Below are 20,210 nucleotides of genomic sequence, written 5' to 3' on the forward strand. Positions count from 1 at the left end.
ATCATGCCCCCATGTATCCGTACGGCAGCGAGCCAAAGCCGAACTGCTGAGGCTGCTGCTGAAGCGCCTGCGCGTACGGCATCGGCTGCGCGATCTGCGGATTGCGCTGAGGCGCGTTGCCGAAAGCCATCGGGCGCGCGGCTGCCGCTTGAGCCTGCGGCTGTTGCTGGCTCTGCTGCATGAGCCCCATTCCAGCTCGACCGAGCATTGCCGCCTGTTGGGCGCTCATCCCGCCGCCCAGTATTCCCGCCATGGATGCGCCGCCAATAGGAGCCGCGCCGGCCGTTGCGCCAGAGAGACCACCCCCGAGCGCGCCGCTCGCGGTGCCCATCATGCCGCCACCCGGGAGCAAACCGCTGAACAGGCCAGCAGGTGCTGCGCCAAGCGCGCTTCCCATTCCAGCGCCAGCGGCACCCATTCCAGCGCCTGTTGCAGTCCCCATGCCAGCACCAGCCGCGCCGCCGCCGAGCGCCGCGCCAAGACCCGATCCAGCCGCGGTAACGGCACCCGTTGCGCCGGCCGCGCCAGCGCCGGCAGACGCGCCGGCAGCAGTTCCTGCACCAGGAGCCATGAGCGTGCCGAGCGCCGCCCCGCCAATGCCGGCCGCAACCGGGAGAAGCCAACCAAATGCGCTCATCTATTTCCCCTTAGAGCAAGCCCATCAGACCGCCTGCGGCCGCGCCATAAGCGGGACTCGCGCCCAACGAACCCGCAAGCGCAGCACCGCCGAGCGCGCCACCCATGGCGCCGGCAAGGTTGTTCGTGTAGTAAGGCGTCGACGTGCTCGTGTTGCCGCCGTACTGGCCTTGAATCAGGTTCGAGTAGTTGTTCAGCAGTTGCCACGGCGCGTTGATCTGCGACTGCTGAAGCGCCTGCTGATTGCCGCCCATGTTGTAGAGGTTCGTGGCCGCCGAGTTGATCGAATTGACCATGTTCGGAGCCATCGATAACCCGCCGAGCTGCTGCTGCGCCGCCGTGTTGTAGTTGCTCGACAGGCCTTGCGCGGCCCCAAGCTGATTCTGGATCCCCTGCTGATACATCGTGTTCGCAAGGTTTGCATCGGTATTGCCGAGTTGCGTCGCGAGATCCTGCTGATTCTGGCTCACGGCGTTCTGATAGGCACCCGAACCGTATCGGCCAGAGGCTTCCATCGCGCTCGACGTCTGCGGGGCCGTGGCGGTCTGGTATGCACGCGTGATAGCGCTATTCGCCGCATCCATCGCGCTCGATGTGTAGGGATTGTTGGAGCCGTTCGCGATCGCGCTGAAAGTCGAATTCCCCGGATTCGAATTCAGGTACTGCCCATTGAGCAGATTGTTGGCGTACGCGCCGGCTGAGTTGTTGACGTTAGCCGCCTGTCCGAACTGCGTTCCATTCGCGACATTCTGGGTGTCCTGCATCGCCTGTTGCTGCATCGGCGTAAAGCCTGCGACGGAAGACGAAGGATTGCTCGCGAACTGGTTGTACGTGTTCGAGGCCCCTCCGAACACGCTGGAGAGATAGGGCTGCTGCCCCGTCCATGGAGTCGCAACGGTGTTGCTCGTGGTGTTCCCACCGCCGCCGCCATTGGCAATGACGAGCCCGAGGCGCATCAGGTGGAGTTGTCGAGGGTTGCGGATCACAGTCGCTTCTCCACATAGAGGTGAGTCATTTCGTAGCCGCCAAGGCGATGTAGAAACCCGCGCCACCAACCCGGCCGCGCCTGCAATTCCATGGCTGCGCAACCGTTGGCCTTCGCCCACGCTTCCATCGTTTGCATGGCTGGGATTTGCCACTCGGCGCGATTGCGGCCGGTGACGATGCGAATCTGGCAAACGGCCTGTTTCGGGTAATTCGCGATGCACGTCACTCCCACTGCGTAGGCCGTTTCGGTGCGCCAGATCCAGAGCTGATTGGTTCCTTCCAGAAGTTCGATGCGGATATCGTTTTCGTCGAATTTGCCGCGCGAGGTTTTGCACGCAGCAGCAATCCACGGACGAACCTCGTCCCACACCTCATCGATGAGGTGTTTTTGAATGCCGTAGAGCATGTAATCAGCCGATGAGAAGGACGTCGAACGTCTGGTCTGTATTCGGGCTGCTGGCGTGCGTGATCGTCGCCTGCCCGTTTTTCTTGGCCGACACGTACAGCCCGGAGATCCAGGCAGTCGAGGCATTGAGCGTGCGCGGCGTGAATCCGATGAAGGTGTTCGCACCGATCCTTGAATCGGTCAGCGTCGTGCTCGTGGCGCTTGGCGTCAGCGTGACGCTCGCAGTTGCATTGAGCTTCCCGCCAAGCTGGTTATTCACTGCCTGCGCGATCTGCCGACGATGCTCCTTCTCGTTCGGGAGCATCAACGGAACTGCCTGATAGCCCCTTTGCATCATCGGCGCCCAGACATGTGGATCGAGTCTTCCGGAATCTCCACGCCTTGCAGGTGCGTGAAGGAGCCGCTCGTCTGGATCCGCGCGCGCATGTAGCGGGCATCGGCACGCACCGGGCACTCCCCGTTGGCGTTAACAGCGCTCGAACTCGAAAACGACGGCGCGTCGATCAGTCGGTTGCGCGTGCCGATCTGAACCGTCGGCGCTGCACCATCAATCATCGGGCGCACCGATGAGAGATACGCACGCTTGCCTTGCGAACCGAAGGGCTCAAGTTCCACAGTGTCAGCAGTGGCGTTCGCCGGCGTACCGGTAAAGTATGAGAGCTGATGCGACGGATTGAACGCCCCCATCAGGATCTGGCCGCCAGCCCACACGCGCGAGTCGAGCGAAAACGGCAGCGTGTCGAGCGTATAGCCGGTGCTGTCTAGCGAATCGAGCGAGTAACCCTGCGTGATCGCGCGGAAAATGTATTCGGCGTTGACCTGTGCAAAGCCCCATTTGTTGAGAGCCCAATTAAACACGAGCAGCGAATCGCACACCCCGTTCGACGAGGAATTCGACGGATACAACCACATCACAAGGCGGTTGATCGGATCGACAGCCCCAACGACGTTGTACAGATAGGCCATGTTCACGTTGGCCCAGAAGGTCTTGTCGACTCGATCGACGCCAAGCGGGATCGACTGCGATCCGTCGAAGGCATAGAAGCCGTCTTCGCCCAGGTAATAGGCAAGCGCGCCGAGTTGCACGATCGACTTGGGCGCTGGTGTGCCGCGCACACCTTCCGCCGGATAGAAGCCGAATATGGTCGGCGAACCTTGAAACACGACACGCCAGATCGCGCGCTCGAAGAACACGGCACCGTCTGCATTACCCAGGTTTCCGACGAGCCCCATGATCCATCCCTGATCGCCAGGGATAATCTGCGAGCCAGCGAGCAACTGCGCTTCCGTCACGCTTCCCGAAGCGGGCCATGTCGTCGGATCGTCGATCGCACACCACTGAACGCGCTGCGGCTGCTCACCGTTCGTACCGTCGAACGTGTTGCCGACCATCACGAAATCCTTGATCGTCGTGATGTAGCGCGCCTGGGGCGGCGAGCCGGCGAGATCGGCAAATGCTGTGCTCGAATTGAGCACGAACGACTGAAGGTTCTGCCCGAAAGCAGCCGCGATCACGCGCTGGCCGTATTGCGTGAAATTCCACTTCTCACCCAGCGGCACCGTATAACCGCCCGACTTGCTCACGTTCACGAAGGCCGTGCCTCCCGGCGCGAACTCGTAGAGCTTGCCTGCGTCGCCGCAAAACAGATAGTTGTTCGCGCCGCTGTCGATCGCCGTCAAGGCACCGAGGCATTGCGACGTTAGCGCGCTCTGATTGAACGTCGAGAGCGTGCCAACCGGGCCCCAGCTTTCTTTCGTGCGCGGGAAGAGATTGACGATGTTTCCCGACGCGCCGCTCGCGTTGTTCGGCGGGAGATCCGGCGCGTAATCGGCGATGGGCAGTTGCATTATCCAGCCACCATGGAAGGGGCTGAGCCAGACCACGACTCAGCGCGGTCGGCCAGCAGGAACGAAGCGAGCGTCTGCTGATACGACGGCTCCCAAAATTGGAGCGCCTCCTGATCCTTCAGGAACGCAGCAACTGCGGCATTGCACGCCTGCAAAAGCAGCAGCGGCACCGTCTGCGTCATCCACGAAACCGGATTCGTCGCGGAGAGCGGCGGAAAGCGCTGCCAATAGATGCCTGTGATTGCATAAGCGCTATCTGGGAACGGCCCGAAGATGATTTGCTGACCTTCTCGCGCGAAGTATTGCGGCGGCGCGGATGGCGCGCGAAACGAGTGGTTCGTGTAGATGTACTCGGGATTCTTGCGGATCAGCTCGAACGTGCAGTTGTCGATGCTCACCAGAAGATGGTGCATCCCGAGATAGCCCGGCATCACCGACAGCGGCACGACACCGTTCGCGTTGATCGTGGTGCTGATAGCCGTTTCCAGAGGGGCTACGCCAGATCCCTTGTTCTGCGTGAAGATGTCCCGATAGATGCGCTCTTCTGCTACCTGAATGAAGTAGTCGATGAACCCACCAAGATTCGTGTCACCAGCGCGCGCGAACCAGTTGAGAACCGCTTGTTGCAGCGTCTGGTAATCGCGTACCGCATCTAGCGGGTACTGAGACGGATAGGCGGCGGGGACGAAGATCGTCATTAAATCACCCCGTAAATTAAAGCGCGGCTATGCATCATCATGGAACGCTCAATCCACCCGACGCGCGCGGATAAAGCCGGTACTGGTGAGTGTGCTCGTGCCGAATAACGTGAGGCCAACCAGATACACAGTCGTATTGGTAGTGACGTTGATACGCTGAACCGGAGGAATGGCCGATGCGGACGCATTCGTCGGGAAATTCGCTGTCAGTTGGTAATAATTGCCCAGCGCCGGAAGCGTCGCCGACGTAGTGCTGATTCCAGCCACCACCGCTGAGAGCGTCGTTGTTGCCGCCGCCTGGAAGATCACCGCGCCCTGCACGTCCCAATCACCTGGCGTCAGCGTGATCGACGCCAGATTCTGCGCCGTGTTGTTCGTCATCGAGACGGCGCTGAACGTCGCGCTGATGACTTCGCCAACACTTCCAGCGCTTGGAGTGCCGCCGCTGGTCGTGCCTACAATTCCGCTGGAAGTGAGACGACCTCCGAAGGTTATATTCCCCGAGTCATCCATATCGCAGATGACCGCGCTCTGCGCGCTGTTGACACACTGGAGATGGCCGCTCAGAACTCTGAGGTATTTGTTCGGCGTTGTCGCACCATTACCGCCAAAGAAGATCTGCGCGCCATTTCCCGTGTTACTGGTCGCGCTAAGTGCTAGCGTATTGCCGCTGGTTGCTGACGAGGTAACCGTCGTAGGGCCGTTAGCGAAAACGCCTCCTGTACCTTTTGGCGATAGCTGAATCCCGATGTTCGTATCGGAACCAGTTGCGGACAGCTGGGGAGCCACGCCAGTAGCGGAGCCCGTTGCCGTGAGGCCATTCACGCCGCTGTTCACGCCAGCGATGCTGAATATGCCGTTGCTCGTAGCGTTATTGAATTTGACCGAGTTATCGCTGAAATTCTGCTGAATTCCCGCCGCTTGCGTTGTGCCTGTGCCGACAATGGATGAGGTCGGCGTCCCCGCGCTGCCAAACCATTGCATCCGCTGTCCCGATGAAAAGGCGATAGCGAGACCGCTGGTTAGCGAATTGCTGCCGAAAACAATGCCAGTGTCAAATGTGCTGTGATTATTCTGGATATTGATCGCAGCCTGGCTGGGATATTGGCCCGTCGCAGGCAGTTCCGCACCAGCGGCAAGTTGCAGCGCGATAACCTGCCCGGGTGCTTGCTGATACGGGTCGGTTACGGTATCCGCAGCATAATTGACGGTATCCAGTTCGAGCCCGTATGCGCCGCCTGTCGTACCCGACATTCGATAGGCTTCGTTATACCCGCCCCAAGCGCTCGTGGAATAACTCGTGTTGTTGTTGACGCCTATCGCCAGCGCGCCAATAACACCACCTGCGTAGTTCATATACTGCGACTGCGTAGCGGTGACGAACGCATTATTGTTCTGAGGGTTCACGCCATTCAGCACGGCCAAACTGGCAAGCTGGATGAACCCACCGGTACGACCGGTCGAGATCTGGAACTGCGTCAGCCAGTCCGGCTGACTTGCAACCTGGGTGCCATTGTTTGCTGTGGCGCCTGCGATGAAGAGTCGATCGCTGATGCGCGAAATGCTCGCGCCCTGCCCAGCGTAGAAATTTCCCGTCGAGGGAACCGTAATCCCGTAGAGCGTGACGCTCCCTGACACCGAGAGCGTACCTTGCACCGTCACGTTATTGAACGTCGGGCTCGGATAGCTCTGGGCGAGCGCGATCGCCGGCACGAGGAGCGCCAGCAGGAATAGCTTCAGTTTTCTGATCATGTCAGGACACCGAGATAACGCCGCCGTTATTCCACGGCTGACCAGGAGTGCCAGGCAGACTCGTGGAAAGATCCGCAGGAAGCATGTCGAGGATGATGATGTCGTTGATCGTCTGCGTCGTGATGCCAGATCCGCTTATCACCAACTGGTAATGCCCGTTGGGCGCATAGAACGAGAATCGTCCGTTGGCGTCGGTGGTGAGCGTCCCGCCGGGAATCGGCGTCACGCCGTTGTCCGAATAGATCGTCGCGGGCGTGCCAGCCGGATAAAGATTGACCTGCACGGTCGCGCCAACCAGCGGCAGGCCGCTCGCCGTATTCGCCAGGCTGTCGCGGTACTGTTGCATGTCAGATCACCCGGTTAGTGGTGCGGAACTTCGCGTACTCGGGGCCCTTGAGGATCTTCATGACCATCGGCCAGTGATCCTTCTGCATGAAGTCCCACCCGTACTTGATCTTGATGTCGAGCATCACGGACTGCGGCACGCGCATGACCTGCTTGAACTCGCCCATCTTCTCGAACTCGCCTTCCTGAACGCGCTTGTCGTGGGCGTAGTCGAGGACGTCTTGAACGTCCTCCGAGTACTGGACGTGAACCTTGTCGTCTTCTTCGTGGATGGTCGTTTTCATCAGTGCGTTACCTCGATGACGTTCAGCGTGCCAGTAGAAGAACCGTCCTGAATCACGGCGATCTTTGCGCCGTTTTCCACGCGCACGATGTATGGCGGATCGCTTGCCTTCACCAGCATGTCGGTCGCAACTGCTGTTGGCGATTGCCCAACCTGCACGTGACAATTGCCGCCGATCGCTGAAATTTGCACGGCTTGCGTATAGAGGTTGAATGCTGCTGAGAGGACTGACGTTGCTCCAATCGCGAGGTTCTGACCGGTGCCGGGGATGGGCCGCCACGGGCTAAGAGGTGTCCAGGACATTTCGATTCCTCAAATAAAAAAGGGCGACCGAAGCCGCCCAAGCCATGATGGAGATCGATACCGCTTTAGCCGGTCGTGTCGAAAATCGCGCCGTGGGCGTGCTCGTTGCCCACTTCGAGCGCGTAGTCCACGAGCAGCATCTTCTTGTCGCTGTCGCCGGTCTTCGCGAGCGGCATTGTCTGGAAGGGACGCAGGTACGCAACGCGCAGATAGTCCGGGTTGATGAAAAAGCAGTCACCCGATTGAGCGAGGAAGATGTCGGGGATGATCTTCACGTCTCCGAAGTCCGACTGGTACACGTCGACTGCGGTCTTGAGGGTCTTGTCTTCGACCTCGATAAAACGCGTGCCGGGGCCAGCGAACGCCGAGATGTTCTGCTTGTTGACCGGGGAGACGACCCCGTACTCAGGCGATTCGCCCGAGGAGGTGTAGATCTTCTGAAGTACCTGCTTGACCATCGCTTCGGTGATCGCCGCCTTCACGCTGTTGTACGTGCGCGTGCTCGTGCCGTCCGTCCAGCCGTTGGCGGCGAGCGACGGATTGGCGCCCGAAGGCGAGCCACCCGTCTGAAACACGGTGTTCGTCGCCAGCCAGCAGGGCAGCCCCGCCGTCGTGGAAGCCGTCGAGCTGTTGCCGGCCGCCTTGGCGTGGTTGTAGGTCAGAATGCCCTCGATGTCGCGCTTCAGCTCCTTCGACTTCTTCATGAGCTGATAGCCCATCTTGTTCGAGCCACCTGCGGCCACAACTGCCTGGCCCTTGCCCGAAAGCTGGACGACCTTGTTCGAGGTCTGCACGTAGTTGCCCATACGCGCGGTCGGCGTGAGAACCTGCGACGTCGGATCGTCGCCTTCGACCTGCGCATTCGACAGGTTCTGGGCGGCGAGCGAGTCGGTATCCCATTCGTGGTTGCCCTGCGTCGCCCGGTTCTTCTTCGTCATGTTCAGGATCGGCGTCTTGAACGGGTCAACGTTGAAGATCAGGTTCGAGAGGTCTTCCCGAATGTTCGTCTGCGTGTACGTCTGATAGGTATTGCTCGGGACGGTCATGGCCGCTCTCCTTTACTGGTTCGCGAAGAACTCGAACGCCGCTGCCTGGGCGTCCTGGTCACGCGGATTTCGGTTGAGGCGTTCGACAACGCTCTTGCGCTGCGCCTCGCGTGGGCTGACGTCCGTCCGAGATCCCGGGGCGACCATTTGAGGTGCTTGCCGAACCTGCTTCAGCGCTGCGGGAGTGGCCGCTTGGAGAGCCTGATATCGCGCCGCATCATGCAGGATCAGCATGTAGCGGTGGTCGAAGATCTGGCCTAGCTCGGCGTCCTGAAACCCAAGGCTGCGGGCGTACTGCGTCATTTGCTGCCGGTCTTTTGTGAACGCCGCCGGGTCGCGCCATTCCGGGCGCAGATTCATCAAGCGTTCGTTCTCCGCGGCGACAGACTGCTGAAGCGTCTGTTGCCGCTGCTGTTCTTCGTGCTGGGCTTGCTGTTGAAGCTGGCCCATGTACTGCTGGATGCCCTGCTGTCGCTGCTGGAATTCGGCTTGCAGGGCGGCGAATTCGGCCGGGTTGTTCGCGCGCAGGCCATTCCAGTCGATGCGCTGGAAATCATGGTTCAGCATTTGCTGGGCGAGATTGCCGAGCGCCTGGTTCTGCTGGAGTTGCTGCTGCGCGAGCGTGCGCACAGCTTGGCGCTCCTGCTCGAACGCGGTGCGCTGGTTGCTCAGTTCGATCGACTTGTTATTGACGTGGCCCTGGAGCTGGAACGACGCGAGCACTTCGGATAGCGGAACAGCCTTTTCCTGCCCGTCGATCTTCGCGGTAACGTGCAGCCCCATGACCGATTGCGGGTCGATCTTGTGGGCCGTCAGTAGCTCGTTGAGGCTCCCGTACGTCGGCGTGTTGTCGTCTTGCGCCTGCGCTGCGGGATCGGCCTGCTGGGACGTTTGTGCGCCTTCCTGCGCAGCCTGAGCGCCATCTTGGGCTTGAGGCGCAGCCGCACCACCCTGCGCGCTCTGATCTTCGGGGCGGTCATCCATGCCGCCGTTGTCGTAGAACGATTGGAACGCGTCTTCGGTGGTTACGGCGCCCACGTTCGGGGTAGTCGTTGCGGCTACGTCGCTCATTTGCTGACCTCAAAAAGAAAAGGGCCTCGCGATGGAGGCCCTGTCTGCGGGAATGGATCGGGTTACGCGGATTCGTGCAGCCGCTGCTTGAGCAAGTAGCCTTCGAGCAGCCAGATTTTGTTCTTCGCGTTGTCGCGCGCGATCTTGCGGCCGATTTCAGCATCGAAATTTTCGGGAGATGCGCATGCGCTCTCGCCGGTCACCGTGAAGCCGTTGCGCAGCACGAGCACACAGAACGTCAGAAGTCGCAGTGGATCTGGCACCGCATCCTGCCGTCCCTCCAGACCGCGCACCTGCTCCGCGCCGTGCGCCGCCGTGAAGTACTCCTCGCTCACGATAGCCGCCTCGATGTCCGCCGGCGTCACGCGCGCAGCGGTCTTTCCCTTAAGCTGGATCATGTCTTCGAGTTGCTCGTCGTCGCTGCGTGCGGTTTGAACGGCCATGTTCATAATGTGGCTCCGTGGATTAGCCAAACAAATTGAAGCGCTTCTTGCGCTCCTCTTCCTGCGTGATCTGGAACTGGCGAATCTCGCCGGTCTGCTTGATGTGTTCGAGGTACTTCTCGATTTGCCCCCAGACCTGAAGCGCGACAATCAGGCGCGTGTGCATGGTCTGGTCGGAGAGCGGCACGGCCAGCATCTGGCTTTCGATGCCGTCGCGGATACGCTTCTTGGCTTCGAGGAATACGGTCGAGTCGAGCACTTGCGCGGCGCGGCCGCCGAGAACCACCTCGTCTTGTTCAGCCATGGAAATAAATCCCGCGCTCCGCCATCGCTTTATCGAAAGATGTCAAATCCGGCACCGCTTGGGCCAATTTCTGCCGAAATTTTCGGCAGTATTCGACGCCTTTATCTGCAATGCGATCATGCATCTCAGCAACATGTTCCCGCGTTAAAAAAACAGGCTTTGTTTGGAGTGTCTTAACTTCCACGCTGCACCTCGCTCACGTCCTGGTTGACCATCGCGCCAGCATCTGCCGTCGCATCCTGCTTGAGTTGGCTCGCCACGATCTGGCCGATGACCTTGACCACGGTCTGCCATTCCTGCGAACTGATCTGCGCCATCTGCGCGTTGCGATCCTGCGCGCCCTGCTGTGCGCCGTGCAGCAGTTCGGCCTGCGCCTGTTGCTGTTGCGCCTGCGCTTTGACCTGTTCGCCCTGCAAGCGCATTTGCGCGATCTGCTGATCGGTCTGCGCCTTCATTTGAGCCGCAGCGATGCGTGGGTCTTGCGGCTGGTGAGCCTTCTGCTGCATCGCCTGCTGATACTCGGGCGAATCGGGATCCATGGCGAACTGCGTCGGATTCTCGAAGCCAAGGAGATGCGTGACCTGCTTGAACGTCTCGTAAGCCTGCTTCGGGCCGACCAGACCGAACGGCGCGAGCTGGCTTTGCGCCTGACCGAGCAGAACAACGTTCTGGCGCGCTTCCTCGCGATTGCCGGAACCGAGACCCACGTTCGGGATCAATTCGGTGCGCTCGCGCCAGTCAGCCGGGTTCGCTTCGACCCATCGATTTGTCAGCTTGAGCGTGAGCGGCTTGTCCTGATGGCGACGCAACAGTCCGTGGATCTTCTGGAAGACGTCTTTCACGCCCTCTCCGAGCAGACGCGCAACGAGCTCGACCTTCATCGACGCAGCGCTCATGGCCGCAAGCTGGCCGCCCTTCGTCACGTCCTGCAGAGCGTCCGCGTCAACGCCCATGGTGTCCTTGCCGATGCCAGTGCGCATCTCGCGCTGGAGATCGCAGTATTCGAGCGCTGGCACGACCTGGCTCATCATGTTCGAGGGTGTCGAGAGCGGCATGATGATGCCTTCCGGGGCGCCCTCTGTACGAACGATGCGACCTGGGCGCGACGTCATCAGGTCGCCCATGTTGACCTTCTGCCAGTCAACCGCGTAGCCCTGGTTGTTCGAGATATAGAGGTTGTCGAGCGCCTGCCGGAACAGCGTGGTCTTGATGACCTGGAGGTCGTACAGCAGATCGTAATAGCTGATGCCCACGTGCCGATGCGGCATACGAATGGGTGAGCAGTACGAGAAGCTGACCTCTTCCACCTCGTCGTTGTCGAGGATCTTGTCGCCGCCCACGATCACACGGCGCAGTTCGCTGATGCCGTCGCCGTCGTAGTCAACACGGATGAATACCGTGCGCACGCTCACAAGCTGGCTTGCCGGGTCGCTCGGCTCTTCCTCGCTCAGCTGGTCGGTGACTTCATCCCGGGCCAGCGCGATCAGATCCAGCCAGTCGGGCGTAGCGATCGTGATGCCCTCGACCGTCGCACGGTCAAAGCCCATCTCGATCAGCTCGGAGCGCGGCTTCTTGCACTCGTGCTCGACAAACGGCGATTCGTCGAAGTTGTGGCGCGCCTGAGGCGACACGCGCATTTCTTCGGGCGGGACGCAATCGACCTTCACCTGACCGATCATCGTCGTGCGTCGCAGCTTGATATCGAACGTGGTCGATTCCTGTGGGCCTTGCGGGCCAATGATCAGAACCTGCTTCTCATCCTGCTCAAGGATCTCGATGTCGTCCTCGGTTTGCAACAGCATCGCGAGTTCGATTTGGTCGAGGCCGGTATAGCTCTCGACGCTCGTCTTGCGCTTCTTCAGCCAGTACGAGTTGATGTAACCGTTGCGCAGCAGGAGCGCGTCCTTGAAGAAGTCGTGCAGGATCATGAAGCCGTTGTTCTGGCGCATGAACACCCAATTCACGACCTCCGTCTCGATCTCGGCCTGATCTTCGTCGCCCTGCGCTTCCGGATCGAACTGCACCGGCTTGCCGCTTCCAACGAACATGCGCATCAACTGCGGCATGATCCACTCGACCGTGTCGCGCAGCTCTGGCATGACGATCTGCGAGCGGTCGTCGATCTCGTTGCCCAGCGGCCGAGCGAAATACGCGTTCAGCGCGTTGTAACGGTCGATTTCGAGCGTCGTCATCGTCTGTCCGGCTGGCTTGACGCTGCCGCCAACAGATGGGCCGACAGAGACGCTTGAGCCGAGCGCTGACTTTTCGTACTGACCGATTTGCGCCAGCAGTTCGGCGTCCGTCATCTTCTCAGCCATGCTTGGACATCTCCGCGATCATCTTCACCAGGAGTTCGACTTGTGATTCGAACCTGTTCACGCGCTGCGCAAGCAGATCGATGGCTGCCAAAGACCCCTCCAAAATGGAGATTCGTTCGCGAGCTGCAGCCAAGGCTACTTGCGACTTGTACAAAGACTCTTCCAGATCTGCAATGCTCTCTCTGATCGTCTTCGCCATCACGCTTCCTTTGCCTTCGGGCCGGGCTTGCGCGCCGCGATCCATTGTTCGATCTGCTCGATTCGATGCGTGAGCACGAGATTGGCCGCCGCCTGACGCGCGAGCTCGGCTTCCAGTTCCTCGATGCGCTTCTTCGCCGCGTCGATGTCAGCCCAGAGAGCGATGCTCACGGTCAGAACGTCGTCGGCTGCGCGATCGAACGCACGAGAGCCATAAATCCCTTCTGCAAATCCGTCTTGGCAATCGCTACCCACCGCTGATCGCACGTCGAAATGCCTTCGAGATGCTCAACGAGCGTGCCAACCATCGCAGCGCGCTCCTTTACCGCATTCATCGTGTCGATCTCCTCTTGGGAAAGATCGCGGTAGCCTTTGATTTGCTTGTGCTGATTGTCCATTGTGCAGATCTGCTCATCGAAAGATGCGCTATGCGCGGTCAAGAAGGGCGATCACCGCTTCCGCCCCAAGCCTCTTTACAGCTTGGTTCAGCGCAGTCATCAACTGTTTCTGCGTCGCTATCAACTTCGGCCCAACGGTGTTGTAACCGTGCGTTTCCGAGTCATATTGAGCGATAAGAATCTGTTCCAACTCATCCAAATCACCGGCGCGCCACGCGGATGCAATATGGGACACCGAGAAAGTTTCCGCGCCGTGTTCCCTTATCGCGGCATGCAGTCTCATTGAGGTGGCACGAGACCGCGCATGCGAGAGATGTTGCGTCCAGCGGCTTTTCGCGGTTCTATGCGTTTGCCCAATGTATACGCGGTCATCTTTCGAGCACGTCACTAAGTAGACGATCCCGAATGGCTGCGGTTTTGCTCGGGCGATGCTAGGTAGTGTGCTCATTTCACACAATAGGCAGCTTGCCGTACTGAAGCGGTTTCATGGTCTTCGGTTCTTCCCAGATCAGGCAGCCCAGACCGAACGCATCTGCGCTGTGCGACGCCCAATCGTGGTCGGGCCCGAGTCCGATGCCGCGGTCGAGGTCGCGTTTCTCGTGATACCAGCCGAGTGCAAGCCGGCCTGCTTCTGTTGTCTGCTCGTGGAATCTGATCTGCGGGAACACGATACGTGTGCGCTCGACGCGCGCCATCGCTGCGCCTTTACCCTGGTTCGGAATGATCGTCACTTTGTAGCCAGCCTTGCGCAGCGCGGACTCATATGAAACGTCATAGACCGTGTCCTGCGTCTCGCCGTCGTGCGGCAGCCATATCTGCGCTCTCGACGGCTCGTAGCCCTGCGTGCGACACCAGGCGAGGTGATAGTCGATCGGCTGGCCCTGCGCCTCATGGTGATTCACGACGCGGATCTCGCGACCGATGAACTGCATCGCCCAGAACACGAAGTTGTCCGCCTTCGCCCCTGTGCCGCCGATGTCCGCAATCAGGCGGATCGTCATGAGCGGGTCAGCAGGGAAGAATCCGATGCGGCCTTCCTCTTTGGCCTTCTGGAGATGCTTGGCGTAGTACGCGCCCTCAAGCGCCGTGACGTAGCCGCCTTCCCAGATGTGGTCGTACTGCTCGGGCCGCTCTTCGAGGTCGCGCTGCCGGTCACGCTCAAGCTTGGCCGGGAACTTCGGGTTGTCGCGCCAATTGAGCACGACAATCTTCACGCGCGGATCGCTGCTATTAACCGGGAATCGCTTCTCGACCGGCGCGCCCTTGCGCTTCGGGTTCCACGTCACCCACAGTTCAGCGTTCCAGCCCTCGCCTTCCTCGCGAAGCGTCGGGATCAGCGTTGTCCAAGCTTCTTCAGTGACCGGCTCAGCTTCATCGACCCAGCACACCAGAATGCGGCCCTTAGACTTGATACTCGCGATGTTGCGATCGAGCCCGGCGAACACGAACGAGATACGTCCATCGCGCGACTTGATGTAGTTATCGCCGATCTCGTAGTACGCAGCGAGCCACGCTTCTTCCTCAATCGCACGCTTGCACTCTTCGAGCGACGAGTCAGACAGGGAATTCATGAACTGGCGCGCGCAGAGCAGAATGCCCTTGATGCCGGCCATGCCGTAGATGTAGCCCTTCACGGCACACATCTTGGCGAAACTGCGCGTCTTGGCTGACCCGCGACCGCCCTTGGCGCCGCGAACGTCTGCCTCTCCCTCGAAGACCGGAATCAGCTTCTGAGGTAGGGCGATCTGCGCAGTCGTCATGCCAGCGACGTAAGGACGATCTGCGTCACGATATCGCCGCCATCCTTGCCGGTATGCTCAATCTTCTCCGTCGGCTTTCCGTATCCTCGCTCGATGATCGACTGGGCCGCAGCGAGCCGGTTACGCTCGTTCTCGCCTTCCATCATGATCGACTCGATGACCGCGAGCGCTGCGGGCGTGCGATCTTTGCAGGCCGCGATCAGATCCAGCTCTTCAGCGGTGCGCTTCGGCCGCCCACCGGGATTGCCCGACTGACCAGCAGCAAACGGCTTTCCTCGCGGCTTTCGTTTTGCTGTTCCGTTGCTGTTCTCAGTGCTCATGGCGCTTACTCCGAAGCGCCCGGACGATCTGGCACGTCAATCAAATGCGAGGACTTGAGCGCGCTCATTTCTTCCTGCGTCACAAAGAAGACGGCGCCATCTTGGTTTCGGCCCTCGATTTTCTTGAGGACGTTGAGCATTGCTTCCTTATGCTCTTCGGGAACAAAGTACATTTTCATCTTTCGCCGCGCCCGTTTCCGGGTAGCGCTCCAGAATCAGTTACACAAACCGCCTGCTTTCGCGTGAAGCCATCCAAGGCCGTAGATCAGCGCGAGCAGAATGCCCATGCCGATCACGCGAACAAGCAGCTTCCAGAACATCACGAGCCAAGCTTTTCCCACTCGTCGTGCGAGCCGGGATGCTTCGACTCGTTGTGCTTCGCCGTGCGCTGGCCGCGATCGGGGAACGCCTTGTTCGCCGCAGCGTCGATCTTTTGCTTCTCGGCCGGCGTCGCGAAACGCTCGTACGACTCAGCCGCCTTGATATGCGCCTTGTCATTGAGCGGGAAACGTCCTTCCGACTTCCCCTTCGACTTGCCGCCTGCGAACTCCTTGGCTGGCATTGCCTTGCGCTGCTTGGTAGTCAGAACGGCCATTTCGACACCTCAAATAAGAAAGCCCCGCGCGCCGGGAAGGCAGACGGGGCGAAAGTCGCGACTCTCATCGTGACTGGAGACTTGGCGAGAGCGGCCGGTGCTGATATCCGGCAATCGGCGCACATGGCACCTAAGACGCGGGTGACGCTTTGCAGGGCGTTCGGTCTTGGCTATCGGGCTGCAACCCCGGCGCGGTCAGCAACCGCGCATTCGCTCTCAACGGAGGGGACTGTCCTGAGGCTGCGCGCCAGCCAACAATCCCGTAATGCGCGCTCCGTTGAGAGGCCTGTTTTAGGCAGAATGCATAACAACACGGCTACGGCATTCATTCCCGTGCACGTGTACAGTCCTTCCTGTAGTCCGACCAAAACCACACGAAGGAAATTACCGAAATGTCATTCGAAACGGCACTGTTTCCATACTTCGAACAGATGCGCAGTAAAGTGTTCAATCAGGAGATCGCTAACGTGTACGGGATGGCAAGTAATTGTTTGCCCGTGAGCCTGGCCGCACTCCCGATCGTTCAGCAGGATCATCCTTCAGCGGAGATCCATATTGGCGTTGCCGCAAGGGTAGCTCTGGCCGAGCTACAGAACTGGCTTCCGAGGGCTCAAAAAGACTTTGATGGATTTATGGCTGGAACCAGATCGATACCTACCTATCACTCGTGGATAGAGCTAACCATCAATAACATTGATACCAGACTTGACCTGACATTCAGCGAGACAAACCCCGGTTTCTCCGAAATGTGGATCTCCGACAAGTTGACTACCGAAAAGGGCATCAACTATCTGACTATTTATAAAGGCTCCGCCATTGCCCAACAGTTTCTAGACGTAGTCCGAAAAACGCCTTAAGTACGGCATCGGACACCTTGTGACTTAAAAACAAATCCCTTGCGCAACTTGGTAGGCTAGAAGGCTGGTGACACCAATCCAGCCTTCCTAATAGCTTCATATTTTACGCGTGAGTGTTCAATCTACTGAAACAGTATTTTGTTCAGCTTCAGTTGAACACTCCAGCATCGACATCGACTCTTGCACTTTGCGGATCGTCCCAGCCAATGAATGCGCTCGCTGCGCGAACCGACGCGCGCGGTTGTATATCGTGCCTCGCGCACACTGCTGCTCGTGGGCCAATAGTTTGATGTTCACCTCGTACCAGTTCACGCCGACGAACGCAGCGGCCTCCTGCGCGTGCTCGGGGTGCTCGCAGAGCGCATGCACTGCCATGTTGAAGAACGGCATCTCCGCGTCGAGAAATGCATCCGGCTCGACAGAACGCCCGCGGCGTGGTTGAAGGCGTGCGAGGATGTTCGACTTCACCGGAGGCGCGAACAGCCGGCGTGTACGGCACCACCAAACCCACCGACCGGCCTGGGCATCCCATTCATTACTTTCGTCGATGTACATTTCGCTCACTCTTTCCCCCTTATCTGCAATGCTGAGAATCTGGGCGTGGAACTGCTGACGTTGAATTGGCTCGGACAGACTTCGCTCTCGAGACCGGACGCGTCCTGATTTCTTTCCGGAATGGCGTCCCCGCAATTTCCGCAGACGCCGCCTGCGGGCCCGCGCCGATAGCTGCACTTGCACTCGGGCAACAATACGTATGCCGTTGATCCATCCGTTCGAAGGAATGGACGTGGTAGTTTTTTCGTAAGCGGATCCATTTACCCTCCGAATATGCGTTGCCAGAGCGAAATGCGACGCTCGACTGGATCGACATGGAGCAAAGCAGGCTGAGGGGGAGCCGGAGGCGCTTTTTCAAATAGGCGCCCCTCTGCGCCACAGATAATGTCCTCAGTGCGAAGCACAGAAACTGAGCCGCGCGCGACCGCACACGAAATAGTGAGCTCTCCCGTTACAGGACTACGGTTGGCCTTGGGATGGCTGCACATGTGGACGGCGTATAAATCCTCGCCTCCGTAATTACCGAGCTGATGGAAAGGCGGCACACAATGCTTGCAGTCTCTACAGATCTTCATGAGCCGTCCTTCACAAAGTGGTGAACTTCCCACGCTCCGATACCAAGGAAAGCGGCGACGATGACGGCTGGAGCGACCGAAATCACCACAAGAGCGATGAGCGCGGCGATGATGATTTTCTTCATTACAGCCTCCTAATCTTTGCGCGGCCGCACTTCGGGCAGTAGCCGCGCTGGAAAAATGCGCCAGATTTCTCGTCCCGGATGACGCCTTCCCAGCGCCATTTGTGCCAACATAGGTTCATTGAGACTTCCTCAACCGTGCAGCGATTAAAAGGAAGATTCCGCATAGCACCGTATACTCGCCCGGATGGCCATTTGCGGTGGATATGGTCGCAATGATGAAATCCACCCATGCGACGAATTCGAAGAATTTAGATGTCATCCCAAGCTCCGCATAAAGCGCCGATGTGCTTCGCTGTCGAAGCCGAGCACTTCTCCAGATGCCCGAGCACGTTCCGCGTCCCATTTGGATTGCAGTCGATCCCAGGCTTGGCGTCCCTTCTCGAATTGATCGTTCGCGATGGCCTCGGTAACGACCGTCGACACAGGCCGGACGTTATTGATGTCATCGCAGGTCGGCCACGGCCACGGCTGTTCGCCACCCACCGGCGTCCCAACCGCCGAATCAGAGCAGCGCTGGCTGTAGCCGTTATGGAGCATCGCCGCCTCCGGGTTTTCGCGCGTGCGCGGGTCGATTTCTGAGCACATGAGAGTCTCCAGTGAAAGCGGCGGAAATTTGTGCCAAAAGTGGCCTATTTCCGCCTTGACTTACAGCGCCAGTCGGTTGCGGGCTTCCGTGAGCACTTGGCCGATGCGGATAACGCGCTCGGTGGCTGCGCGCACTTCCATGAGGGCCGTCGGCAGCGAATGGGCAGCCTTCTGAGCATCGGCGGTCGCCTGCGGGACGGAGTGACTCACCGAGTAGAGCGCGCCGACGAGCGATTCGGAAACCGAGTCGAGGATGTTCAGCGCGTTATGCAGCTCGGAGATCTCCGTTTCGAGCGTCGGCGATTGAAGCCCTGGATTTGAGATGTTCTTTTGACTGACGGGGAAAGATTGTTGGAAGGCAGCTGCAGGGGCAGTTTCTGACGGGAACATGTCGATTTCTCCTAAGGTTGATTCTGCGTGTTATCGCGCGAGGCTCGGACGCTTTTCGTTCTGATGCTGGTTTTCCATTCATTCTCCCTTTCTAGCTTGGTAAACTTGGCTAACGTTTGTCATCTGTAGTACTAATCGATAATCTAAAATAAGAAACCGCTGCGTTCACGCGGCATCTATCCCGAGTGCCGGAATCACTTCCACCGACCATTTGATCTGCTGGATCGGAACGCCGCTGCCCTGCTTCTTACCGGCGTCGTAAATGCGCCCGTAGCGCCGGCCAGCATCAGTCATTTCCCAGTGCTCGCTCTTTTTCACTTGGAAGCCAGCCGCCGCCAAACGCAGATTCATGCTGCGAGCCGATGTGCTAACTCGCTTTCCAAGCTCCGTGGGCGTGTAGTAGAGCGACTCCTGATTCTCGGCTACGAGATGGGTTTGCCCGAGCAGTCCCAGAACATTCGTGCCGGTAAGGGATTGCACCGCCTGGTTGGCGCTGATCGCCGCGGCTTGCTTGTCGCACCCAATCAGGCGAGCAATTCGGAAACACGGCTGGAAGAGTTTCGTGGCGTCGATCGTCTGGCTAATCGCTGACGGTTTGCCAAAAGAGCCGGTTTTGCGAATGGTAGGCAGAACCTCTGCAGTAACCCAACGCTTGAACCGCTTGGCCTCTTCTTTCGTGCTGCCGAGAATCAGAGCGTACAGGCCTGATTCGTTGATATGGTTGGTCTGCTGAGGGCGCCCTAGCGAGTCGATGGTGTCGCGTTTCGCGACGTCATCCGGATCCACATGCTTGGCGATAGCGTCGCGGGCGTTTGAATACTCCAGCACCGCGCAAACATCATTGGCGCAGAACCAGGGAGCGCCAGTATCGTCCGCAACGATGCGGACTTCGTGATTTTCAAAGCTAAACGGGATGATGCGACTCATAAAGACTCCTGTCAATATACGTTGAACAGTTCGCAAAACCCATCGGTTATCGTTGGGTTAGCAAATCAAAACCCAGTGGGTATCCGGTGGGTTACCCGTGGGTTTTCCTAAAACGTGCTCGCCAAATCCGGTGCGCTCGAATCCTCGCGAACATTCGCGACGGCTCGCTCGTGCTCCTGCGTTGCCTTACGTTGCATCGTGTTGCACATCGTTGCATTGCGTTGCCAGGCATCTGCTAAGCAAGTGTTAGCACTCGGCTAGCAACCGCTACGCAGTCGAACAGTCCCAACTTTGGGAGAGTCCCGTTTTCGGAACTGTTCCGCTTTTGGTACCGCTTACCCGTCCCGAATCGGGACACACCGTCCCAAATCGGGACTACTGCTGCCGTTACCGTAGCGTTACCGGAACGTTACTTCGCCGTTACCATCGTGATACCAGCCCGATATCAAGCCTGCGGATAGATAACCTTGGATGAAACCTTTCGG

Annotated in this window: 31 protein-coding genes; 1 reads left to right on the forward strand and 30 read right to left on the reverse strand. The window is 59.0% G+C overall.

The genetic code is table 11. The features are described 5' to 3' along the window. Position 1: 1 nt before the first annotated feature. The 25 genes from BBA01S_RS39725 to BBA01S_RS02285 form a co-directional block, all read right to left on the reverse strand. Complete coding sequence (locus BBA01S_RS39725) at positions 2 to 181, reverse strand: hypothetical protein (RefSeq protein ID WP_042295624.1); 180 nt, start codon at positions 179 to 181, stop codon at positions 2 to 4. Between the two features lie 149 nt (positions 182 to 330). Further along, a complete protein-coding gene (locus BBA01S_RS39730) occupies positions 331 to 627 on the reverse strand; it encodes a hypothetical protein (RefSeq protein ID WP_156965822.1) in 297 nt (98 codons plus the stop codon). 20 nt (positions 628 to 647) lie between these two features. Continuing rightward, a complete protein-coding gene (locus BBA01S_RS02170) occupies positions 648 to 1,622 on the reverse strand; it encodes a hypothetical protein (RefSeq protein ID WP_156965823.1) in 975 nt (324 codons plus the stop codon). After that, the gene (locus BBA01S_RS02175) at positions 1,619 to 2,029 is read right to left on the reverse strand and encodes a hypothetical protein (RefSeq protein WP_027815000.1); all 411 of its coding nucleotides are present in this window, start codon (positions 2,027 to 2,029) and stop codon (positions 1,619 to 1,621) included. Before BBA01S_RS02175 ends, BBA01S_RS02170 begins: the two co-directional genes overlap by 4 nt. A 4-nt stretch (positions 2,030 to 2,033) precedes the next feature. Continuing rightward, positions 2,034 to 2,333 carry a hypothetical protein gene (locus BBA01S_RS02180; RefSeq protein WP_042295629.1) on the reverse strand — a complete coding sequence of 100 codons (300 nt, stop codon included), beginning with the start codon at positions 2,331 to 2,333 and terminating at the stop codon, positions 2,034 to 2,036. 29 nt (positions 2,334 to 2,362) lie between these two features. After that, positions 2,363 to 3,877 (reverse strand): hypothetical protein, encoded by a 1,515-nt coding sequence (locus tag BBA01S_RS02185; protein WP_027815002.1) that lies wholly within the window; start codon positions 3,875 to 3,877, stop codon positions 2,363 to 2,365. Further along, positions 3,877 to 4,575, reverse strand: coding sequence for a phage adaptor protein (locus BBA01S_RS02190; RefSeq protein ID WP_027815003.1), 699 nt, complete (start codon positions 4,573 to 4,575; stop codon positions 3,877 to 3,879). Before BBA01S_RS02190 ends, BBA01S_RS02185 begins: the two co-directional genes overlap by 1 nt. A gap of 48 nt (positions 4,576 to 4,623) precedes the next feature. Continuing rightward, positions 4,624 to 6,327, reverse strand: a complete 1,704-nt coding sequence (locus tag BBA01S_RS02195) for a hypothetical protein (protein ID WP_027815004.1) — start codon at positions 6,325 to 6,327, stop codon at positions 4,624 to 4,626. Between the two features lies 1 nt (position 6,328). Then, positions 6,329 to 6,673 carry a carboxypeptidase-like regulatory domain-containing protein gene (locus tag BBA01S_RS39735; RefSeq protein ID WP_052391651.1) on the reverse strand — a complete coding sequence of 115 codons (345 nt, stop codon included), beginning with the start codon at positions 6,671 to 6,673 and terminating at the stop codon, positions 6,329 to 6,331. A gap of 1 nt (position 6,674) precedes the next feature. Continuing rightward, positions 6,675 to 6,956 carry a hypothetical protein gene (locus BBA01S_RS02205; RefSeq protein WP_027815005.1) on the reverse strand — a complete coding sequence of 94 codons (282 nt, stop codon included), beginning with the start codon at positions 6,954 to 6,956 and terminating at the stop codon, positions 6,675 to 6,677. Then, a complete protein-coding gene (locus tag BBA01S_RS46595) occupies positions 6,956 to 7,258 on the reverse strand; it encodes a hypothetical protein (protein ID WP_156965825.1) in 303 nt (100 codons plus the stop codon). Before BBA01S_RS46595 ends, BBA01S_RS02205 begins: the two co-directional genes overlap by 1 nt. 65 nt (positions 7,259 to 7,323) lie before the next feature. Beyond that, positions 7,324 to 8,304 (reverse strand): SU10 major capsid protein, encoded by a 981-nt coding sequence (locus tag BBA01S_RS02215; RefSeq protein WP_027815006.1) that lies wholly within the window; start codon positions 8,302 to 8,304, stop codon positions 7,324 to 7,326. 12 nt (positions 8,305 to 8,316) lie between these two features. Continuing rightward, a complete protein-coding gene (locus BBA01S_RS02220; RefSeq protein WP_027815007.1) occupies positions 8,317 to 9,375 on the reverse strand; it encodes a hypothetical protein in 1,059 nt (352 codons plus the stop codon). 62 nt (positions 9,376 to 9,437) lie between these two features. Continuing rightward, a complete protein-coding gene (locus BBA01S_RS02225) occupies positions 9,438 to 9,818 on the reverse strand; it encodes a Gp49 family protein (protein ID WP_407668278.1) in 381 nt (126 codons plus the stop codon). A gap of 22 nt (positions 9,819 to 9,840) precedes the next feature. Continuing rightward, on the reverse strand, positions 9,841 to 10,122 hold the full coding sequence (locus BBA01S_RS02230; RefSeq protein ID WP_027815009.1) for a hypothetical protein: 282 nt from the start codon (positions 10,120 to 10,122) through the stop codon (positions 9,841 to 9,843). After that, the gene (locus BBA01S_RS46600) at positions 10,115 to 10,306 is read right to left on the reverse strand and encodes a hypothetical protein (RefSeq protein ID WP_156965826.1); all 192 of its coding nucleotides are present in this window, start codon (positions 10,304 to 10,306) and stop codon (positions 10,115 to 10,117) included. The genes BBA01S_RS02230 and BBA01S_RS46600 overlap by 8 nt, the downstream gene beginning before the upstream one ends. Continuing rightward, the gene (locus BBA01S_RS02240; protein ID WP_027815010.1) at positions 10,296 to 12,440 is read right to left on the reverse strand and encodes a portal protein; all 2,145 of its coding nucleotides are present in this window, start codon (positions 12,438 to 12,440) and stop codon (positions 10,296 to 10,298) included. Before BBA01S_RS02240 ends, BBA01S_RS46600 begins: the two co-directional genes overlap by 11 nt. Beyond that, positions 12,433 to 12,639, reverse strand: coding sequence for a hypothetical protein (locus BBA01S_RS02245; RefSeq protein WP_042295634.1), 207 nt, complete (start codon positions 12,637 to 12,639; stop codon positions 12,433 to 12,435). The genes BBA01S_RS02240 and BBA01S_RS02245 overlap by 8 nt, the downstream gene beginning before the upstream one ends. Continuing rightward, positions 12,639 to 12,809: a hypothetical protein gene (locus tag BBA01S_RS46605; RefSeq protein ID WP_156965827.1), complete on the reverse strand. Its 171-nt coding sequence runs from the start codon at positions 12,807 to 12,809 to the stop codon at positions 12,639 to 12,641. The genes BBA01S_RS02245 and BBA01S_RS46605 overlap by 1 nt, the downstream gene beginning before the upstream one ends. Positions 12,810 to 12,811: 2 nt before the next feature. Then, positions 12,812 to 13,036 (reverse strand): Acb2/Tad1 domain-containing protein, encoded by a 225-nt coding sequence (locus BBA01S_RS02255; RefSeq protein ID WP_027815012.1) that lies wholly within the window; start codon positions 13,034 to 13,036, stop codon positions 12,812 to 12,814. A gap of 28 nt (positions 13,037 to 13,064) precedes the next feature. Continuing rightward, the gene (locus BBA01S_RS45660; protein WP_084161718.1) at positions 13,065 to 13,484 is read right to left on the reverse strand and encodes a GIY-YIG nuclease family protein; all 420 of its coding nucleotides are present in this window, start codon (positions 13,482 to 13,484) and stop codon (positions 13,065 to 13,067) included. Between the two features lies 1 nt (position 13,485). Next, a complete protein-coding gene (locus BBA01S_RS02265; RefSeq protein ID WP_027815014.1) occupies positions 13,486 to 14,796 on the reverse strand; it encodes a PBSX family phage terminase large subunit in 1,311 nt (436 codons plus the stop codon). After that, positions 14,793 to 15,116, reverse strand: a complete 324-nt coding sequence (locus tag BBA01S_RS39740; RefSeq protein ID WP_042295635.1) for a DUF5681 domain-containing protein — start codon at positions 15,114 to 15,116, stop codon at positions 14,793 to 14,795. The genes BBA01S_RS02265 and BBA01S_RS39740 overlap by 4 nt, the downstream gene beginning before the upstream one ends. Before the next feature lie 5 nt (positions 15,117 to 15,121). Continuing rightward, the gene (locus tag BBA01S_RS46610) at positions 15,122 to 15,295 is read right to left on the reverse strand and encodes a hypothetical protein (protein ID WP_156965828.1); all 174 of its coding nucleotides are present in this window, start codon (positions 15,293 to 15,295) and stop codon (positions 15,122 to 15,124) included. Positions 15,296 to 15,435: 140 nt separating this feature from the next. Further along, positions 15,436 to 15,711, reverse strand: a complete 276-nt coding sequence (locus tag BBA01S_RS02285) for a hypothetical protein (protein ID WP_027815015.1) — start codon at positions 15,709 to 15,711, stop codon at positions 15,436 to 15,438. A gap of 392 nt (positions 15,712 to 16,103) precedes the next feature. On the opposite strand from BBA01S_RS02285, the gene BBA01S_RS02290 reads away from it, so the two are divergent. Continuing rightward, positions 16,104 to 16,568, forward strand: coding sequence for a hypothetical protein (locus BBA01S_RS02290; RefSeq protein WP_027815016.1), 465 nt, complete (start codon positions 16,104 to 16,106; stop codon positions 16,566 to 16,568). Positions 16,569 to 16,685: 117 nt separating this feature from the next. On the opposite strand, the gene BBA01S_RS39745 is transcribed toward BBA01S_RS02290, so the two are convergent. The 5 genes from BBA01S_RS39745 to BBA01S_RS39750 form a co-directional block, all read right to left on the reverse strand. Next, complete coding sequence (locus BBA01S_RS39745) at positions 16,686 to 17,123, reverse strand: hypothetical protein (protein ID WP_052391652.1); 438 nt, start codon at positions 17,121 to 17,123, stop codon at positions 16,686 to 16,688. A gap of 571 nt (positions 17,124 to 17,694) precedes the next feature. Further along, positions 17,695 to 17,823 carry a hypothetical protein gene (locus BBA01S_RS48405; RefSeq protein WP_281176925.1) on the reverse strand — a complete coding sequence of 43 codons (129 nt, stop codon included), beginning with the start codon at positions 17,821 to 17,823 and terminating at the stop codon, positions 17,695 to 17,697. Between the two features lie 255 nt (positions 17,824 to 18,078). After that, positions 18,079 to 18,408, reverse strand: a complete 330-nt coding sequence (locus BBA01S_RS02305; protein ID WP_027815017.1) for a hypothetical protein — start codon at positions 18,406 to 18,408, stop codon at positions 18,079 to 18,081. A gap of 60 nt (positions 18,409 to 18,468) precedes the next feature. Continuing rightward, a complete protein-coding gene (locus BBA01S_RS02310) occupies positions 18,469 to 18,798 on the reverse strand; it encodes a hypothetical protein (RefSeq protein WP_027815018.1) in 330 nt (109 codons plus the stop codon). Positions 18,799 to 18,963: 165 nt separating this feature from the next. Continuing rightward, entirely contained in the window at positions 18,964 to 19,725 is a 762-nt protein-coding gene (locus tag BBA01S_RS39750) for a BRO-N domain-containing protein (protein ID WP_042295638.1), read from the reverse strand. Positions 19,726 to 20,210 lie beyond the last annotated feature (485 nt).

The sequence above is a fragment of the Paraburkholderia bannensis NBRC 103871 genome, assembly GCF_000685015.1.
In the GTDB taxonomy this organism is placed as follows: Bacteria; Pseudomonadota; Gammaproteobacteria; order Burkholderiales; family Burkholderiaceae; genus Paraburkholderia; species Paraburkholderia bannensis.

Coding starts and splice junctions, on each gene's coding strand:
- BBA01S_RS39725 (WP_042295624.1), bottom strand. CDS start 181: ATGCAGCAGAGCCAGCAACAGCCGCAGGCTCAAGCGGCAGCCGCGCGC.
- BBA01S_RS02175 (WP_027815000.1), bottom strand. CDS start 2,029: ATGCTCTACGGCATTCAAAAACACCTCATCGATGAGGTGTGGGACGAG.
- BBA01S_RS02180 (WP_042295629.1), bottom strand. CDS start 2,333: ATGCTCCCGAACGAGAAGGAGCATCGTCGGCAGATCGCGCAGGCAGTG.
- BBA01S_RS02185 (WP_027815002.1), bottom strand. CDS start 3,877: ATGCAACTGCCCATCGCCGATTACGCGCCGGATCTCCCGCCGAACAAC.
- BBA01S_RS02190 (WP_027815003.1), bottom strand. CDS start 4,575: ATGACGATCTTCGTCCCCGCCGCCTATCCGTCTCAGTACCCGCTAGAT.
- BBA01S_RS02195 (WP_027815004.1), bottom strand. CDS start 6,327: ATGATCAGAAAACTGAAGCTATTCCTGCTGGCGCTCCTCGTGCCGGCG.
- BBA01S_RS39735 (WP_052391651.1), bottom strand. CDS start 6,673: ATGCAACAGTACCGCGACAGCCTGGCGAATACGGCGAGCGGCCTGCCG.
- BBA01S_RS02205 (WP_027815005.1), bottom strand. CDS start 6,956: ATGAAAACGACCATCCACGAAGAAGACGACAAGGTTCACGTCCAGTAC.
- BBA01S_RS46595 (WP_156965825.1), bottom strand. CDS start 7,258: ATGTCCTGGACACCTCTTAGCCCGTGGCGGCCCATCCCCGGCACCGGT.
- BBA01S_RS02215 (WP_027815006.1), bottom strand. CDS start 8,304: ATGACCGTCCCGAGCAATACCTATCAGACGTACACGCAGACGAACATT.
- BBA01S_RS02220 (WP_027815007.1), bottom strand. CDS start 9,375: ATGAGCGACGTAGCCGCAACGACTACCCCGAACGTGGGCGCCGTAACC.
- BBA01S_RS02225 (WP_407668278.1), bottom strand. CDS start 9,818: ATGGCCGTTCAAACCGCACGCAGCGACGACGAGCAACTCGAAGACATG.
- BBA01S_RS02230 (WP_027815009.1), bottom strand. CDS start 10,122: ATGGCTGAACAAGACGAGGTGGTTCTCGGCGGCCGCGCCGCGCAAGTG.
- BBA01S_RS02240 (WP_027815010.1), bottom strand. CDS start 12,440: ATGGCTGAGAAGATGACGGACGCCGAACTGCTGGCGCAAATCGGTCAG.
- BBA01S_RS02245 (WP_042295634.1), bottom strand. CDS start 12,639: ATGGCGAAGACGATCAGAGAGAGCATTGCAGATCTGGAAGAGTCTTTG.
- BBA01S_RS02255 (WP_027815012.1), bottom strand. CDS start 13,036: ATGGACAATCAGCACAAGCAAATCAAAGGCTACCGCGATCTTTCCCAA.
- BBA01S_RS45660 (WP_084161718.1), bottom strand. CDS start 13,484: ATGAGCACACTACCTAGCATCGCCCGAGCAAAACCGCAGCCATTCGGG.
- BBA01S_RS02265 (WP_027815014.1), bottom strand. CDS start 14,796: ATGACGACTGCGCAGATCGCCCTACCTCAGAAGCTGATTCCGGTCTTC.
- BBA01S_RS39740 (WP_042295635.1), bottom strand. CDS start 15,116: ATGAGCACTGAGAACAGCAACGGAACAGCAAAACGAAAGCCGCGAGGA.
- BBA01S_RS46610 (WP_156965828.1), bottom strand. CDS start 15,295: ATGAAAATGTACTTTGTTCCCGAAGAGCATAAGGAAGCAATGCTCAAC.
- BBA01S_RS02285 (WP_027815015.1), bottom strand. CDS start 15,711: ATGGCCGTTCTGACTACCAAGCAGCGCAAGGCAATGCCAGCCAAGGAG.
- BBA01S_RS02290 (WP_027815016.1), top strand. CDS start 16,104: ATGTCATTCGAAACGGCACTGTTTCCATACTTCGAACAGATGCGCAGT.
- BBA01S_RS39745 (WP_052391652.1), bottom strand. CDS start 17,123: ATGTACATCGACGAAAGTAATGAATGGGATGCCCAGGCCGGTCGGTGG.
- BBA01S_RS48405 (WP_281176925.1), bottom strand. CDS start 17,823: ATGAAGAAAATCATCATCGCCGCGCTCATCGCTCTTGTGGTGATTTCG.
- BBA01S_RS02305 (WP_027815017.1), bottom strand. CDS start 18,408: ATGTGCTCAGAAATCGACCCGCGCACGCGCGAAAACCCGGAGGCGGCG.
- BBA01S_RS02310 (WP_027815018.1), bottom strand. CDS start 18,798: ATGTTCCCGTCAGAAACTGCCCCTGCAGCTGCCTTCCAACAATCTTTC.
- BBA01S_RS39750 (WP_042295638.1), bottom strand. CDS start 19,725: ATGAGTCGCATCATCCCGTTTAGCTTTGAAAATCACGAAGTCCGCATC.